This is a genomic window from Streptomyces sp. NPDC048664, from assembly GCF_040650555.1.
GTDB lineage: Bacteria > Actinomycetota > Actinomycetes > Streptomycetales > Streptomycetaceae > Streptomyces.
This window is the reverse complement of sequence record NZ_JBEZHK010000027.1, coordinates 1-15,882: the sequence shown is the minus strand read 5'-3', so window position 1 is coordinate 15,882 and position 15,882 is coordinate 1. Positions and strand designations below refer to the sequence as shown.

At 70.0% G+C, this 15,882-nt stretch carries 14 protein-coding genes and 1 riboswitch; of the genes, 3 read left to right on the top strand and 11 right to left on the bottom strand.

The window, feature by feature from the left end:
- The first annotated feature begins 361 nt into the window (after positions 1 to 361).
- On the top strand, positions 362 to 955 hold the full coding sequence (locus tag AB0C59_RS25780; RefSeq protein WP_363008515.1) for a hypothetical protein: 594 nt from the start codon (positions 362 to 364) through the stop codon (positions 953 to 955).
- A gap of 404 nt (positions 956 to 1,359) precedes the next feature.
- Positions 1,360 to 1,566, top strand: coding sequence for a DUF5999 family protein (locus tag AB0C59_RS25775; RefSeq protein ID WP_363008513.1), 207 nt, complete (start codon positions 1,360 to 1,362; stop codon positions 1,564 to 1,566).
- A 123-nt stretch (positions 1,567 to 1,689) separates the two neighbouring features.
- On the opposite strand, the gene gcvP is transcribed toward AB0C59_RS25775, so the two are convergent.
- Positions 1,690 to 4,575: an aminomethyl-transferring glycine dehydrogenase gene (gene gcvP, locus AB0C59_RS25770; RefSeq protein ID WP_363008511.1), complete on the bottom strand. Its 2,886-nt coding sequence runs from the start codon at positions 4,573 to 4,575 to the stop codon at positions 1,690 to 1,692.
- Between the two features lie 177 nt (positions 4,576 to 4,752).
- A riboswitch (glycine riboswitch) is annotated at positions 4,753 to 4,848 on the bottom strand.
- A gap of 132 nt (positions 4,849 to 4,980) precedes the next feature.
- On the opposite strand from gcvP, the gene AB0C59_RS25765 reads away from it, so the two are divergent.
- The gene (locus AB0C59_RS25765) at positions 4,981 to 5,352 is read left to right on the top strand and encodes a PRC-barrel domain-containing protein (RefSeq protein ID WP_363008509.1); all 372 of its coding nucleotides are present in this window, start codon (positions 4,981 to 4,983) and stop codon (positions 5,350 to 5,352) included.
- Here AB0C59_RS25765 and AB0C59_RS25760 read toward each other — a convergent pair.
- The 10 genes from AB0C59_RS25760 to AB0C59_RS25715 all read right to left on the bottom strand — a co-directional run bounded on the left by AB0C59_RS25760 (position 5,274) and on the right by AB0C59_RS25715 (position 15,696).
- The gene (locus tag AB0C59_RS25760) at positions 5,274 to 6,794 is read right to left on the bottom strand and encodes a DNA polymerase IV (protein ID WP_363008507.1); all 1,521 of its coding nucleotides are present in this window, start codon (positions 6,792 to 6,794) and stop codon (positions 5,274 to 5,276) included. The two genes, AB0C59_RS25765 and AB0C59_RS25760, sit on opposite strands and share 79 nt — an antisense overlap.
- A 113-nt stretch (positions 6,795 to 6,907) precedes the next feature.
- The gene (locus tag AB0C59_RS25755; protein ID WP_363008505.1) at positions 6,908 to 7,552 is read right to left on the bottom strand and encodes a MerR family transcriptional regulator; all 645 of its coding nucleotides are present in this window, start codon (positions 7,550 to 7,552) and stop codon (positions 6,908 to 6,910) included.
- 234 nt (positions 7,553 to 7,786) lie between these two features.
- Positions 7,787 to 8,260 carry a bifunctional nuclease family protein gene (locus AB0C59_RS25750; RefSeq protein WP_363008503.1) on the bottom strand — a complete coding sequence of 158 codons (474 nt, stop codon included), beginning with the start codon at positions 8,258 to 8,260 and terminating at the stop codon, positions 7,787 to 7,789.
- A 150-nt stretch (positions 8,261 to 8,410) separates the two neighbouring features.
- Entirely contained in the window at positions 8,411 to 9,163 is a 753-nt protein-coding gene (locus AB0C59_RS25745) for a MerR family transcriptional regulator (protein WP_363008501.1), read from the bottom strand.
- A gap of 43 nt (positions 9,164 to 9,206) precedes the next feature.
- Complete coding sequence (locus AB0C59_RS25740; RefSeq protein WP_363008499.1) at positions 9,207 to 10,079, bottom strand: FHA domain-containing protein; 873 nt, start codon at positions 10,077 to 10,079, stop codon at positions 9,207 to 9,209.
- Positions 10,080 to 10,140: 61 nt separating this feature from the next.
- A complete protein-coding gene (locus tag AB0C59_RS25735; RefSeq protein WP_363008497.1) occupies positions 10,141 to 11,121 on the bottom strand; it encodes a DUF881 domain-containing protein in 981 nt (326 codons plus the stop codon).
- A gap of 5 nt (positions 11,122 to 11,126) precedes the next feature.
- On the bottom strand, positions 11,127 to 11,459 hold the full coding sequence (locus AB0C59_RS25730) for a small basic family protein (RefSeq protein ID WP_360977542.1): 333 nt from the start codon (positions 11,457 to 11,459) through the stop codon (positions 11,127 to 11,129).
- Positions 11,456 to 12,355 carry a DUF881 domain-containing protein gene (locus AB0C59_RS25725; protein ID WP_363008495.1) on the bottom strand — a complete coding sequence of 300 codons (900 nt, stop codon included), beginning with the start codon at positions 12,353 to 12,355 and terminating at the stop codon, positions 11,456 to 11,458. Before AB0C59_RS25725 ends, AB0C59_RS25730 begins: the two co-directional genes overlap by 4 nt.
- 123 nt (positions 12,356 to 12,478) lie before the next feature.
- The gene (locus AB0C59_RS25720) at positions 12,479 to 14,974 is read right to left on the bottom strand and encodes a mannose-1-phosphate guanyltransferase (protein ID WP_363008493.1); all 2,496 of its coding nucleotides are present in this window, start codon (positions 14,972 to 14,974) and stop codon (positions 12,479 to 12,481) included.
- A 113-nt stretch (positions 14,975 to 15,087) separates the two neighbouring features.
- Positions 15,088 to 15,696 (bottom strand): CDP-alcohol phosphatidyltransferase family protein, encoded by a 609-nt coding sequence (locus AB0C59_RS25715; RefSeq protein WP_363008491.1) that lies wholly within the window; start codon positions 15,694 to 15,696, stop codon positions 15,088 to 15,090.
- Positions 15,697 to 15,882 lie beyond the last annotated feature (186 nt).

The window sequence follows — 15,882 nt, the reverse complement described above, 5'->3', positions numbered from 1 at the left end:
AACGCCGTGTCGTCAAAATCACCGGCGACAACCGGCCGACCGCCGCCGCCGAGTATGTCGAGGTCACGGGCGCGGACCCCGAGTAATACCAGGAAGAATATCTCTTCACGCCGTCCTGATATCGCCTTGCGCGACCCACGCAGGACGTCTAGACGAAACAATGCATGAACGCGCGTCATATAAACTTTGCGCACGGGGTAGAGAGTTGGCACTCGCGGTCCTGAGCCATCTCGTCACAGCGCCGCCATTCATCCGGGCACCCTCACCCGGCACACCTCCGGCCCCGAGAGCTGACAGCGCCGTCCGCCCGCCCCACCCCTTTCTGGCTCCACCGTGCCTGTCGAATGAGAGGCGACCCACCATGCATCTGCATGTCCCCCCGGCTCCCGCGCCCGCACTCCGCTCCGTCCTCGCGGCGCTCGCTTCCCCCACCGCGGTCCGCGAGGCCCCCATCCCCTCCCTGCGCGGTGCCCAGGGACCTGTGACACCCGAACTCCCCCTGCCGGTGCACGTTCTGGACCGGATCGCCCCCGCGGGCGCGGCGATCACCCGGTTGGCGGGATGGAGATTCCTCCTGCGCCGCGGCGGGCACGCCGTGGCCGCCGCCGAGACGATGCTGACCCCGGACGGCTGGGCGTTCTCGCACTTCTTCGAGGGCCCCTACGTCGCCTCCACCGAGCGGGCTCTGCGCCAGGCGGAGACGATGGCGCAGCCCCACCAGGCCCGGCTGCTGTCCGTGCCCGAGCTGTACATGCTGACGCTGTGGCTGCACGGCGACCGCGACGCCGACGGCGCGACGGGCCAGCCCGCCGCGACCGACCTGCTGGTACCGCTCGCGCCCGCACCCCCGGGCATCGCCGCCCACCGCCCGCACTCGGTCGCTGACCTCCTCCCGGTGCTCACCCTGCGGGTCACCAGAGCCGCCACGATGCTCGGCTCACCCGCACCCGCGTAGCCACCCCGGGCACGACCCCGCGGCCCGTGTGCCCCGCCGCTCCTGAGGACGGCGGGGCACGGTGCGTCCACGGAGCGACACGTCTGTCGCCCATTCGTGCTCTCTCGCACTCTTACGAGGGACAAAGCACTGGTCGGCCCATACGGGCTAGTTCTTTTTAGTCATGCCGAACCACCCAAAGTAGCCGCCGAGTTGGATTGAACCGTCCGCGCGGGTGATGCGTCATGAATGTGAGAAGCGGTGCCGCGAAATCCCTGCGGATTGACGCCCGTGGGGCAACACTGGGTTCGACACCGAAGCATCAGCAACGGGGAGCGGCCATGAGCGACCGGAAGAGCCGCACGACGCACACGCCAGCCATACCAGCCGTCCCACACACGCCAGAGCGAAAGATCGCATCCATCATGTGCCAGCACCAGCCGCCGTGCCCGACCGCCGAATCCGCCGACCGGGAGTCCGCCCGCCTCGTGGCGCACCACCCGGAGCAGGGATGGAGCCTGCTGTGCAACGGCGTTCTGCTGTTCGAGGACACCGGTGAGCTTCTGCCCGACGGCCAGATCATCGCCCCGCACCGCCCGATGGGCACCGGCCAGGTGATGACGGCCGCGTAAGGCGGCGGAGCGCGGGGGACGTACGACCGCTCCCCCGCCAAGGGCGTCCGACGCCCTGGACAGACCAGGGGCCGGCCCGGAGACGCACTCTCCGAACCGGCCCCGACGCATGTCCGAGGTCGACTACTCCTCGTAGGCGTCCAGCGGCGGGCAGGAACAGACCAGGTTGCGGTCGCCGAACGCCTGGTCGATACGGCGCACCGGCGGCCAATACTTGTCGGCGGCCGAGACACCGCTCGGGAAGACGGCCTCCTCCCGCGTGTACGCGTGCTCCCACGTGCCGCCGAGCGCCGCCGCGGTGTGCGGAGCGCCCCGCAGCGGGTTGTCCTCGTCGGGCCACTCACCCGAGCCGACCTTCTCGATCTCGGCCCGGATGGCGATCATCGCGTCGCAGAACCGGTCGATCTCGGCGAGGTCCTCGGACTCGGTCGGCTCGATCATCAGCGTGCCGGCCACCGGGAACGACATCGTCGGCGCGTGGAAGCCGTAGTCGATCAGGCGCTTGGCGACGTCGTCGACGCTCACCCCGGTCGCCTTGGTCAGCGGGCGCAGGTCGATGATGCACTCGTGGGCCACCAGGTTCCCGGGGCCGGTGTAGAGCACGGGGAAGTGCGGCTCGAGGCGCTTGGCGATGTAGTTGGCGGACAGCACGGCGATCTGCGTGGCCGCCTTGAGGCCCTCGCCGCCCATGAGCCGCACGTACGCCCAGGAGATCGGCAGGATGCCCGCGGAGCCCCACGGCGCGGCCGAGATCGGGCCCACGCCCGTCTCGGGGCCCGCCGCGGGCTGGAGCGGGTGGTTCGGCAGATACGGCGCGAGGTGCGCGCGCACGCCGACCGGGCCGACGCCCGGGCCGCCACCGCCGTGCGGGATGCAGAACGTCTTGTGCAGGTTGAGGTGCGAGACGTCGCCGCCGAAGTGGCCCGGCTTGGCGAGCCCGACCAGCGCGTTGAGGTTGGCGCCGTCGACGTACACCTGGCCGCCGGCCTCGTGGACGGCCGCGCAGATGTCGGCCACGTGCTCCTCGAACACGCCGTGCGTGGAGGGGTAGGTGATCATCAGGACCGACAGCTCGTCGCGGTACTGCTCGATCTTGGCCCGCAGGTCCGCCACGTCGATCTCGCCGTCGTTCGCGGTCTTCACGACGACGACCTTCATGCCGGCCATCACGGCGCTCGCCGCGTTGGTGCCGTGCGCGGAGGACGGGATGAGGCAGACCGTGCGCTGCTCGTCGCCGTTGGCGCGGTGGTAGCCGCGCACGGCCAGCAGACCGGCCAGCTCGCCCTGGGAGCCGGCGTTGGGCTGGAGGGAGACCTTGTCGTAGCCGGTGACCTCCGCGAGCCGCTCCTCCAGCTCACGGATGAGCGTGAGGTAGCCCTGCGCCTGCTCGGCGGGCGCGAAGGGGTGCAGCTGTCCGAACTCGGGCCAGGTGACCGGCTCCATCTCGGTGGTCGCGTTGAGCTTCATGGTGCAGGAGCCCAGCGGGATCATGCCGCGGTCAAGCGCGTAGTCGCGGTCCGCGAGGCGGCGCAGATAGCGCAGCATCGCGGTCTCGGAGCGGTGCGCGTGGAAGACCGGGTGCGTGAGGTAGTCGTCGGTGCGCAGCAGGTTCCCCGGGAGCGCGTCCTCGGTGCCGGCGTCCAGGCTCTCGGCGTCGGCCTCGACGCCGAAGGCGGTCCACACGGCACGCAGCTGTGCGCGGCCGGTCGTCTCGTCGCAGGCGATCGACACATGGTCGGCGTCGACGAGGCGCAGGTTCACCCCGCGCTCGCGTGCCGTGGCCACGACGGTCTCGGCGCGGCCGGGCACCCGCACGGTCAGGGTGTCGAAGTAGGCGCCGTGGACGACCTCGACGCCGCCGGCCGTCAGGCCCGCGGCGAGTATCGCGGCGTAGCGGTGGGTGCGGCGCGCGATGGTCCGCAGCCCCTCGGGACCGTGGTAGACCGCGTACATGCCGGCCATCACGGCGAGCAGCACCTGGGCGGTGCAGATGTTGCTCGTCGCCTTCTCGCGGCGGATGTGCTGCTCACGCGTCTGCAGGGCGAGGCGGTACGCCTTGTGCCCGTCGGCGTCCACGGAGACGCCCACCAGGCGGCCGGGCAGGCTGCGGGCGAACTTCTCCTGCACCGCCATGTAGCCGGCGTGCGGGCCGCCGAAGCCCATCGGTACGCCGAAGCGCTGCGTCGTGCCGACGGCGATGTCGGCGCCCAGCTCGCCCGGCGAGGTCAGCAGCGTCAGGGCGAGCAGGTCGGCGGCGACCGTGACGACCGCGCCGAGCCCGTGGGCCTGCTCGACGAGCGGCCTGATGTCGCGTACGGCACCGGAGGCGCCCGGGTACTGGACCAGTACGCCGTTGATCTCCCGCTCGGCGACCTCGGCCGGGATGCCGTCGCTCAGGTCGGCGACGACGACCTCCACGCCGGTAGGTTCGGCGCGCGTCTGGATGACGGCCACCGTCTGGGGCAGCGCGTCCGCGTCGACCAGGAACAGGCCCTTCTTGTTCCGGCCCATGCGCCGCGACAGCGCCATGGCCTCGGCGGCGGCCGTGCCCTCGTCCAGCAGGGAGGCGCCGGAGGTCGGGAGCCCGGTGAGCTCGGCGACGACGGTCTGGAAGTTGAGCAGGGCCTCCAGGCGGCCCTGGGAGATCTCGGGCTGGTACGGCGTGTACGCGGTGTACCAGGCGGGGTTCTCCATGACGTTGCGCAGGATCACCGGCGGCGTGAAGGTCCCGTGGTAGCCGAGACCGATCATGGAGTCGAGGACCTGGTTGCGGTCGGCCAGGGAGCGCAGCTCGGCCAGCACCTCGGCCTCGGTGCGCGCGCCCGGCAGGTCCAGGGCGTCGGTGCTCTTGATGACGTCGGGGACGGCGGCGGCCGTGAGCTCGTCCAGGGAGCCGTAGCCGACGTGCGCGAGCATCTTGGCCTGCGCCTCGTGGTCCGGGCCGATGTGGCGCTGCTCGAAGGGGATCCCCCGTTCGAGCTCGGAGAGCGGGATGCGGTGGGCGGTCATTACGGAGGCCTCCTGGTCAGACACGACCTTCGAGGGGCACCACGGCGCGGGCACCCCGACGGCCTCCCCCTCTGTCATCTCGACCTGAGAGCTTCACCGGCCCGCCGTGAGGCGTTCCGGCTTTCACCGTCGGTGAGAGCGGAAACCGTCGGAAACCGCCCTGCTTTCCAGAGTGACCTCGTCCGTGCGGTACGTGTGCCTGAGAGATTCCGGGGAGGGTTTGCTCCTTCGGCGCCTCCGGTTGGTTCCGAAGGACTCTCCCGCGCGGGGTCGTCAGCCGTTTGCCAGCGTACCAGCGGGTGCAACCAAGGACCCGGGGTGCGACCTGGAGCTTTCGAGTGGCCGCCGTGCCGGATGTGCTCTTTTGTAGTGGTTGTGAATGAGTTGCGATCAGTTGGAGGGACCGTGAAGACCGATATCGATCCGCGGAATCTGATCGGCCGCAAGGCGTTCGACCGCAACGGCAACAAGATCGGCACGGTCGACGAGGTCTACCTCGACGACGCGACCGGGGTACCGGAGTGGGCGGCGATACGGACCGGTCTGTTCAGCCGGGACGCGTTCGTCCCCCTGGAACCGAGCGAGGTGGTCGAGGGGGCGCTGTACGTCCCCTTCGAGCGCGCGCTGATCAAGGACGCACCCGACTTCGGCGTAGGACGCCATCTTTCCCCGGAACAGGAACTGCAGCTGTACCACCACTACGGGCTCGACGTGTCCTCGCCCACTCCCGCGCCGGACCGTGACTTCGGACGTCTGGCGGGGTCGGACGAGGCCTGAGGCGTCGGCGTGACGAGCGGCAGCGGATCGGCCGGTTCCAGACAGGGGTCGTCGGTGCGGAACGTGCGCACCCGCCCCGGCGCCGAGTCGGGCGTCTCGAAGCGTACGGTCACCCGGCCCAGGCCGCTTCCCTGCACCCACCCGTGCCCGTGCTCGCTGTGCCGGACGTCGTGGCCCGCCCGCCACACGTGCTCGGCCGGTGCCGGCGGCTCGTCCGCGATGTCCCCGGCCGTCCGCCGCGCGCTCTCCGCCGCCTCCCGATGCTCCTCGCCGACCGCCGCGCCCGCCGCCTCTTCGCCCCCTCCCCCCGCCGTCCCTCCCGTCGCACGCCCGACCGGGCCCGGCTCTCCCTCCGCCTCCCCCGCGCCGAGACGTGCCTGGGCGAAGAGGTCCTCCTGCGTGTAGTCGGCCAGCCCGCTGACGCCGACGCCCAGCAGCCGTACCCCGCCCGTCGTGTCCACCGCGTCCAGCAGTCTCGCCGCGGCCTCCCGCACCACCGCCGGATCGTCGGTGGGCCCGCGCAGGGTCTCCGACCGGGTCAGCGTCGAGAAGTCGTAGCGGCGGACCTTCAGCTGGATGGTCCGCCCCGACAGGCCGGCGTCCCGCAGCCGGCGCACACACCGCTCCGCGAGGTGCTGCACCTCCAGGCCGACGCGCATCCGGTCGTGGATGTCCACGTCATAGGTGTCCTCGACGGACACCGACTTCGCCTCCCGCTCGGCCACCACCGGCCGTTCGTCCCGGGCCAGCGCCATCGCGTGCAGCGCGTGTCCGTGCGCCTTGCCGAGGAGGCGGACGAGTTCGTCCTCGCCGGCCTCGGCCAGGTCGTCGACCGTGGTGATCCCGGCCCGCCGCAGATGGTCGCCGGTGGCGGGGCCGACCCCCGGGAGCGTGCGCACCGGCATCGGGCCCAGCAGCGCGCGCTCGGTGCCGGGGCGTATCACCACCAGTCCGTCCGGCTTGCCCTGCTCGGAGGCGATCTTGGCGAGCATCTTGGAGGCAGCCAGGCCCACCGAGCCGGTCAGCCCGGTGACGGCCCGGATGTCCGCGCGCAGCCTGGCCCCGGTCAGCCGCGCCGACTCCTCGTCCCAGGCCGCCCCGCCGGCCTCGAGATCCACGAACGCCTCGTCCAGGCTCAGCGGCTCCACCAGCGGGGACAGCTCCCGCAGCAGCCCCATCACCTGCTCGCTGATCTGCCGGTAGAGCCCGAAGCGCGGTACGAGGCAGGCCGCGTTCGGCGCGAGCCTGCGGGCCTGGGCCATGGGCATGGCCGAGTGCACTCCGAAGGCGCGTGCCTCGTAGGACGCTGTGGCCACCACACCGCGCGGGCCGAGCCCACCCACGATCACGGCCTTCCCGCGCAGACTCGGCTTGGACGCCTGCTCCGCCGAGGCGTAGAAGGCATCCATGTCGAGGTGCAGGATGGTGGGCACGGATCTCACATGTCCGATGCTGCCCTACGCCACTGACAACGGGGGCGCGCCGACGGGCGCGCCGACGGCGGCGCGGCCTCGACACGGTGGTGGCACGGCCGGCTGCCGCGCCACACCACGTCTCACACGGCGCGGTTGCGCCGCCGCGCCAGCTCGTCCGCCGGGTTGTCGCCGACGATGGTCTCGCCGGTGTCCACCCGCTCGCCGTGCAGCTGGGACAGCGCGCTCTCCACGTCCCGCCGGACCACGCCGACGGCGATCCCGAAGATGCCCTGCCCGCCCTGGAGCAGGGCGTGGACCTCGTCCGGTGACGTGCACTCGTACACCGTCGCGCCGTCGCTCATCAGCGTCATCCGATCCAGGTCGCCCAATCCGCGCTCCCTGAGGTGCTGGACGGCGGTGCGGATGTTCTGCAGTGACACACCCGTGTCCAGGAACCGCTTGACGACCTTCAGGACGACCACGTCCCGGAAGCTGTACAACCGCTGCGTCCCCGAGCCGTGGGCAGGGCGCACACTCGGTTCCACGAGCCCGGTCCTCGCCCAGTAGTCCAGCTGGCGGTAGGTGATGCCCGCCGCGGCGCACGCCGTGGGGCCGCGATAGCCGACCTGGTCAGTGTCGCCGAAAGCCGCGTCCTCGTCGCTCGGCACGACCAGGGGCCGCCGCGGGGCGGAGCCGGTCGCGCCGCCGTGAAGCGGGTGCGGGCCGTTCTCCCCCAGACTGCGTCCAGGGGCTCCCCCCGCCGTGCCGCCGCCGCTCATTCTCACGCCGACCTCCGTCCTCGAACTGCCTTCTCGACGGTAGGCAGTCACCAGGGGTGCGTCAACGATCGCCACACTCGGCACGCCGAGTGATAATCACCCTAAGGGTGGTTTCCCGTGCCCATCCGCGGGGAAAGGCTAGCCGAATGCGGCGCCCCGGTCCGTGAGACAGGCGCACTGGCCGCGGGCACATGCCGGATCGCGTGCCCCTCGCCCGCCATCGTGCGGCAGACCCGGCCGTCACTGGTTGCTGGTGCCGAAGTCCTCGGGCGAGATCTGGTCGAGGAACTCGCGGAACTTCTCGACCTCGTCCTCCTGCTCGTCCGGGATCGCGATGCCCGCGTCGTCCAGGACTCCTTCGCTGCCGTAGATCGGCGTTCCGGTCCGCAGCGCCAGCGCTATGGCGTCGGAGGGGCGGGCGCTCACCTCGACACCGCTCGCGAAGACCAGCTCCGCGTAGAAGACGCCTTCGCGCAGGTCCGTGATGCGTACTTCCGTGAGCTCCTGGCCGACCGCCTCCAGCACGTCCTTGAACAGGTCGTGGGTCAGCGGTCGTGCGGGGGCCATGCCCTGCTGGGCGAAGGCGATGGCGGTCGCCTCCCCCGGGCCGATCCAGATGGGGAGGTAGCGATCGCCTCCCACTTCGCGCAGGAGCACGATCGGCTGGTTGGAGGGCATCTCGACCCGGACACCTACGACATCGAGCTCGTTCACACAGCAACCCTAGGCCGTGCCCGGGACGTTTGGGTAGTCGGGCACAGAACGGCCCACCTGTCCGCCGACGGCGAACACCGCGATCAGGACCCGGTTCAGCGCCGATGAAGGTCGGGCGAAGCCTTGGTGAACCACCGGCCGAGAACACGCTCAGGGCAGTCGAAGACCCAGCGCGGACTGCACCAGGGCGGTGTGCAGCTTCACCGAGAGCCCCGCCAGCTCCCTCGTCCGGGCCTCGGCATGCGCCCTGGTCTGCGGATTGCGATGCAGCCGCAGCGGGGCCACCACCTGGTCCACCAGCCCGGCCTCTCGGTCCGCGGCGGCCTTCATCACCCGTAGATGGCGTGGCTCGATCCCGTGTCTGCCCAGTTCGGCCACCAGAGTGGCCACGGTGACCGTCTCCGGTTCGTACCCTCCGCCGGGCAGCGGCGCGACAAGGCCGTACGACTCCCACTCCGCGAGCTGCTCCGCGCTGATCCCGGCGGCGGCGAGCAGGTCCTCCCGGCCGAGCCGTGACACCGTGCCGGCCTCGGACTCGGGCAGCGTCTCGCCCAGCCCTTCTCCGTCTCCCCCGTCACGCGGACGGCCCAAGGTGGGCAGCCGTACCTCCTCGCCCCGCTCCACGGCGTCGAGATACTCGCGGATGACCTTCAACGGCAGGTAGTGGTCCCGCTGCATCCTCAGCACCTGACCGAGCCGCTCGACGTCGCGCACGCCGAACTTGCGATATCCCGCAGGGGTGCGCTGCGGATCGATCAGTCCCTCGGTCTCCAGAAAGCGGATCTTGGAGATGGTGACCTCGGGGAACTCCTCGCGCAGCACGTTCAGCACGGTGCCGATGCTCATCAGCCCGCCGTCCGCGGCGGTGCCGCTGCCGGCACCGCCGCTCGGTGTGTGAAGCATGAGGCCTTCCCTGGGGTCTCCCCGGACGGAGTCTGGGGGAGGGTCAGATACTCCGCTGATTCGCGAAGAAGACCAGCCTGTACTTGCCGATCTGAACCTCGTCGCCGTTGGTGAGCGCGACCTGGTCGATGCGCTCACGGTTCACATAGGTGCCGTTGAGACTGCCGACGTCGGCGACCGTGAAGGATCCGTCCCCACTGCGACGGAACTCCACATGCCGACGTGAGACGGTCACATCGTCCAGGAAGATGTCGCTCTGCGGATGACGCCCCGCCGTGGTCAGGTCACTGTCGAGCAGAAAGCGGCTGCCCGAGTTGGGACCGCGGCGCACCACCAGCAGCGCCGAACCGAGCGGCAGCGCGTCGACGGCCGCCTGCGCCTCCGGAGACAGCGTCGGCACCGGCGTCTGGCCGGTCACCTCGGCGTCGTAGGCCTCCAGGCCCGAGATCGAGATCGTGGAGGTCGTCTCCGACGCGCGCTCCGGGACCGCACCGGGGCGAAGCGGCGCACCGCAGTTGGAGCAGAAGCGGCTGTTCTCCGCGTTGCTGTGACCGCACCTTGTGCACACCTGGGCCGACATGTCCCCGAAACCTATGGGGCCGGACGCGGCGGGGTCAACCGACGACGCGCCGTGACCACCTGAAATGCCGCCACCCGGACCAGCGACCTGGTCCCGGAACAGCGGACGCTGACCCTCGGCTTCTCCCGGCTGTGCGCGATGGCGGGCGGTCGCGTCGACCCCGCCCTCTCGCGCGCTCTTGCCGAACAACTTCGCAAACAACTTCACGGGCGATTCCCCTTGACCGAAACAGACCCGCCCGTGGGGCAGGACGAACCCTGACTGTGTACACCGGCCGACCCGGACATCTTCACAACGTCCGTAGCCACCGGACAGTTTCCACCACGCACCACCCAATCGGTGCGTCGACCCCCCGCAACCTGATGCCCCTGCCTGACCGCCTCCACGCACCCCCGGTTCACTGCGAGGACGACCGAGCGTAGTCAGGCCGCTTCGCTGCTCGCAAGGCATCCACGACGATCTTCGTCGAACTCTCCACGGTGACCGTGGCCTGCTCCTTCTCCAGCGTCTGCACAACTCCTCCAGGGATGTTCAGTGCCGGCTCCAGGTCCTGCGGCTTGCCGATGACTTTGAAACGGTAGGGCTGAGCGATCTTGTTCCCGTCCACGCTCACGCCCTTGCCCGAGTCCGCGAGATAGGTACCGGCCACCACCCGCACTCCGTTCACCTGGATCGCCTCCGCACCCGCGGCGCGCAGCTCCTGGATCGCGTCGAGCAGCATGTCGGCCTGGACCGCTCCCTTCGTGTCCTGGACGGTCATCGTGATGCCGGGGCCCTGAGCCGCCAGGGTTCCCGCGAGGATGCCGAGTTGCTTCTCCTTCTCGGCGGTCTGCCTCCGGGCCTCCTCCGCCCGGTCCGAACTGTTCTCGAGCTCGGACCGCTGGTCCTCAAGCCCCTGCTTCTCGTCCTGAAGACGCTGGGTACGGTCATCCAGTTCATCGAGGATGCGCACAAGATCCTCTTGTCGCGCGCCGCGCAGCGCACTGCTGCCGTCGCTGTTCGAGGCGACCTGCACAGCGAGTCCGAACCCCAGACCGAACAGCAGCACGGCGACGATGAGTTGGGCTCGCGACGCGCGCGGCGGCCACAGCCCCTCCACCAGACGCTGACGGCCGCTCTGCGTAGGCGCGGCGGCGCTCCCGCCCCCGTCCGGCTCCTGGGGGCCGTCGGGTGTGCGCGGAGCGTCGGGTGTGCGGGGAGGAGCGTCGGCGTCCGCCGCGGGCACCTCCTGCGGCAGTTCCCTGCGCAGCCACGGGTCAGGCGTCCCGGACGGCTCGCCCGACTCGCCCCGCGCGCGGGGCTGCCCGTCGCCGGTCGGCCGCTGCGGCTTCGCCGGCTCGTCCTGAGGCCGCCCGGGCGTCATGTCGTCGTCGTTCATCGGCCTCACGCCCGGAACACATGCCGGCGGATCGCGGCGGCGTTGGAGAAGATGCGGATGCCGAGGACGACCACCACACCCGTGGACAGCTGCGCGCCGACGCCCAGCTTGTCACCCAGGAAGACGATCAGCGCCGCCACCACGACGTTCGACAGGAACGACACGACGAAGACCTTGTCGTCGAAGATGCCATCGAGCATGGCCCTGAAGCCACCGAACACGGCGTCGAGGGCCGCCACGACGGCGATCGGGAGATACGGTTCGACGACGGCGGGAACCTCCGGCCGGACCAGCAGACCGACCACGACTCCGACGACGAGGCCCAGTACGGCGATCACGATGTGCCCTTCTCTGTACTCGGTTGTGCTGTACGTACGATCACACTCGGTGCGGCCGGCAGCCGGACGTCGCCCTGGACGGAGATGGCGGTCCGGATCCCGTAGTTCTCCTGGAGCGCGTGCAGGTACAACCCGTCGGCGCTGTTCTGGAACCTGGTGCTGAGCCGCTCCCCGTCCCCCACCGCCAGCACCGTGTACGGCGGTACCAGGGGCCTGTTGTCGACCAGTATCGCGTCACCGGCGGCCCGGATCGCCGAGAGCGCGGTCAGCCGCTGCCCGTTGATCGCGACGGCCTCGGCCCCCGACTCCCACAGCCCGTTGACGACGCGCTGCATGTCGCGGTCGCGGACGCGTCCGGTGTCGGAGAAGTCGGCGGTCTCCCGCGGATTCCCGTTCCCACCCGAGGTCGCCTCTTTGGCGTCGTTCACGACGAGCTTGACGCCGGGACCGTGCACCGCCACGGCACCGGAGAGGATGTCGACGAGATCGGTCTCGTCGCCGCTCTTCTTCAGCGCCTCACGCTGTCGCGCGCTCACGTCGTCCCGCAGTGTGTCGACGGTGCTCTCCAGCTTGTCGGCCGCCGTGGTCTCCCGCTGGATGCGGTCGATGAGTTCCTGACGTTCCTTGGCGACCGTCGGGGCCGCCACACGCGCCTGCGCCGCGCCCAGTGTCACCACGAGAGCGGCGAGCACCAGCCCCGCCGCGAGGCCGAGCTTCGCCCGCACCGTCTTCGGCATGCCGCCCGTGCCCGCGGCCTTCTTCCGGGTAGCCGCCTCGGCGTAGCCGTCGTCCAGGCTGTGGTCCATGACGTTGGTGAGCAACGACATGGACGCGTCCGGACGCGCGGAGCGTACGGGCGTGCTCCGAACGGGGGGTGGCTGCGGCATGCAGCACATCGTCGCACGTTACGCGCGCATACTCCGAATGGCCCCACCGGCGTGCCGGACGGGCACCCCCGAGGGCACCCGTCCGGTACGTGTGTGTCCCGCGGATCCGCGCGCGGCGACGCGGTGCGACGGCTACCGGCCCGCGCTGTCCACGATCGCCGCCCACTCGTCCAGCAGGGCCTGCGCGGAGGCGTCGTCGGGTCCTTCCGCCCACAGATGGGTGACGGCCTCGGACGGGTCGGGGAGCACGAGGACCCAGCGGCCGTCGGCCTCCACCACGCGCACTCCGTCCGTCGTGTCCACGAAGCGGTCGCCGGCCGCCTCCACGACCCGGCGCATCACCAGGCCCTTGACGGCCCAGGGGGTCGCCAGATCCCGCTTAAGGACGTGGGCCCGCGGAATCCGCGCGTCGATCTGGCTGAGCGTGAGCTGGGTCCGCGCCACCAGGCCGATCAGTCTGACGAAGGCGGCCGTACCGTCGAAGACGCTGCTGAACTCGGGGATGATGAACCCACCGCGCCCGTCCCCGCCGAAGATCGTCGACTCCTCCCGGCCCACCCGGGTGAGGTCGTCCGGCGAGGTCGTCGTCCACTCGACCTGCGTGCCGTGGTAGGCGGCGACCTGCTCGGCGATGCGGGTCGTCGTCACCGGCAGCGCCACCTTCCCGCTGCGGCGCTCCGCGGCCACCAGGTCCAGCATCACCAGGAGCGCCCGGTCGTCCTCGACGATGCGGCCCTTCTCGTCCACGAGCGACAGCCGCTCGCCCACGGGGTCGAAGCGGACGCCGAAGGCGGCCCGCGACGAGGCCACGATCTCGCCGAGCCGCACCAGCCCCGCGCGCCGGGTGTCGGCACTCTCCGTGGGCCGGGCCTCGTCAAGGCCGGGGTTGATGGTCAGCGAGTCCACGCCGAGCTTGCCGAGCAGGCTGGGCAGCACCAGGCCCGCGCTTCCGTTCGACGCGTCCACGACCACCTTGAGCTCGGCTTCGGCCGTGCCCGAGGTGTCGACGCTTCTCAGCAGCGAGCCGGTGTAGGAGTCGAAGACGCTGGACGGGAAGTACAGGTCGCCGATCTCGCCGGGGAAGGCTCGACGGTACTCCTGCCTGGCGAAGATCCTGTCCAGCTTCCGCTGCCCGGCCTGGGACAGGTCTCCGCCCTGGCCGTCGAAGAACATGATGTCGACGGAGTCCGGCACACCGGGCGACGTCCTGATCATGATGCCGCCGGCGCTGCCTCGCGCGGTCTGCTGGCGGGCGACCGGCAGGGGTACGTTCTCCAGGTCCCGTACGTCGATGGCACTGGCCTGAAGCGCCGAGATGACGGCGCGTTTCAACGCCCGGGCACCACGGGAGTGGTCGCGCGCCGTGGTGACCGTGGACCCCTTCTTCAGCGTCGTGGCGTACGCGCCGGCCAGGCGCACGGCCAGTTCGGGGGTGATCTCCACGTTGAGGATCCCGGAGACGCCGCGGGCGCCGAAGAGGTGCGCCTGGCTGCGGGACTCCCAGATGACGGAGGTGTTGACGAACGCGCCGGCCTCGATGGTCTTGAACGGGTAGACCCGCACATTGCCCTGGACGATCGATTCCTCGCCGATGAGGCACTCGTCGCCGATGACGGCGCCGTCCTCGATGCGGGCGGCGCGCATGATGTCGGTGTTCTTGCCGACCACGCAGCCGCGCAGATTGCTGTGCTGGCCGACGTACACGTTGTCGTGGACGACGGCGCGGTGGAGGAAGGCCCCGCTCTTCACCACGACGTTGGATCCTACGACGGTGTGTTCGCGGATCTCGGCGCCGGCCTCGACCTTGGCGTAGTCACCGATGTAGAGCGGTCCACGCAGGACGGCGTCCGGGTGGACCTCCGCGCCCTCCGCGACCCATACGCCCGGGGAGATCTCGAAGCCGTCGATCTCGACGTCGACCTTGCCCTCCAGGACGTCGGCCTGCGCCTTCACATAGCTCTCGTGCGTGCCGACGTCCTCCCAGTAGCCTTCGGCGACATAGCCGTAGATCGGCTTGCCTTCCTTCATCAGCTGGGGGAAGACGTCGCCGGACCAGTCGACGGGCACATCGGGGTCGACGTAGTCGAAGACTTCGGGCTCCATGACGTAGATGCCCGTGTTCACCGTGTCCGAGAAGACCTGGCCCCAGGTCGGCTTCTCCAGGAAGCGCTCGACCTGTCCCTCCTCGTCGACGATGGTGATGCCGAATTCCAGCGGATTGGGCACACGTGTCAGGCAGACGGTGACCAGTGCGCCTTTTTCCTTGTGGAAATTGATCAGTTCGGTGAGGTCGAAGTCGGTCAGAGCGTCACCGGAGATGACGAGGAACGCGTCGTCCCTGAGTGCTTCCTCCGCGTTCTTCACACTCCCGGCGGTACCGAGTGGCTTCTCCTCGTTGGCATACGTGAGCTCCATGCCGAGCTCTTCGCCGTCGCCGAAGTAGTTCTTGACGAGTGAGGCCAGGAACTGCACGGTGACGACGGTCTCGTTGAGCCCATGCCTTTTGAGCAGCCGCAGCACATGCTCCATGATCGGCCGGTTGACGACCGGCAGGAGCGGCTTGGGCATGCTTGAGGTCATCGGACGAAGGCGGGTGCCTTCGCCTCCGGCCATCACGACGGCCTTCATGTCGGAAGCGTCCTCCTCTAAGAGACGACGGTTCAGCCGACTTCACCCGTCATGATTGTCCCGCAGATTCCCCGCGCGGGCCATCGAGCCGCTGCGGTCGCCCCTGGGCAGGCTCAACCGGTCGAGGTGTCCGCCCTGACAAGGCGCCGGACCTGAACCACGTAGAGGACTCCTGCCCACCAGTACAGGGTTGTACCCCATCCGGCGAAGGCCCATCCGAAAATGGCAGCCAGTGACGCGATCCAGCCGCTTCCGTCGCTGAGCAGCAGCAACGGGAAGGCGTACATCAGGTTGAACGTGGCTGCCTTGCCAAGGAAGTTCACCTGGGGCGGCGGATAGCCGTGCCGTCTGAGGATGCCCACCATGACCGCCAGGACCAGCTCCCGGGCCACGAGGATCCCGGTCAGCCAGAGAGGAAGGATCCCCCGCCAGGTGAGTCCGATCAGGGTCGAGGCGATGTAGAGCCGGTCGGCGGCCGGGTCGAGGAGCCGGCCGAGGTTGCTGATCTGGTTCCAGCGCCGGGCGAGCTTGCCGTCCAGGTAGTCGCTGACGCCGCTCAGCACCAGGATGAGCAGGGCCCAGCCGTCGCAGTTGGGTCCGCCGAACTCGGGCCAGAGGATCAGCCACAGGAAGAAGGGCACGCCGACGAGCCGCGCCATGCTGAGGATATTCGGGATGGTGAGGACCCGGTCCGTCTGGACACGCGTCTCCTGGACCTCCACCCGGGGGCCTCCTGTGGAAAATGAGCCAATGATGCCCCCTGACCCTACCTGCCCGGTTCGCCGACCGGTACAGAGGGGGCGGCGGAAAGGGCCGTAAACGCAGAAGACCCCGCACCATGAGGTGCGGGGTCTTCCCACAATTTGTTCGGCGGCGTCCTACTCTCCCACAGGGTCCCCCCTGCAGTA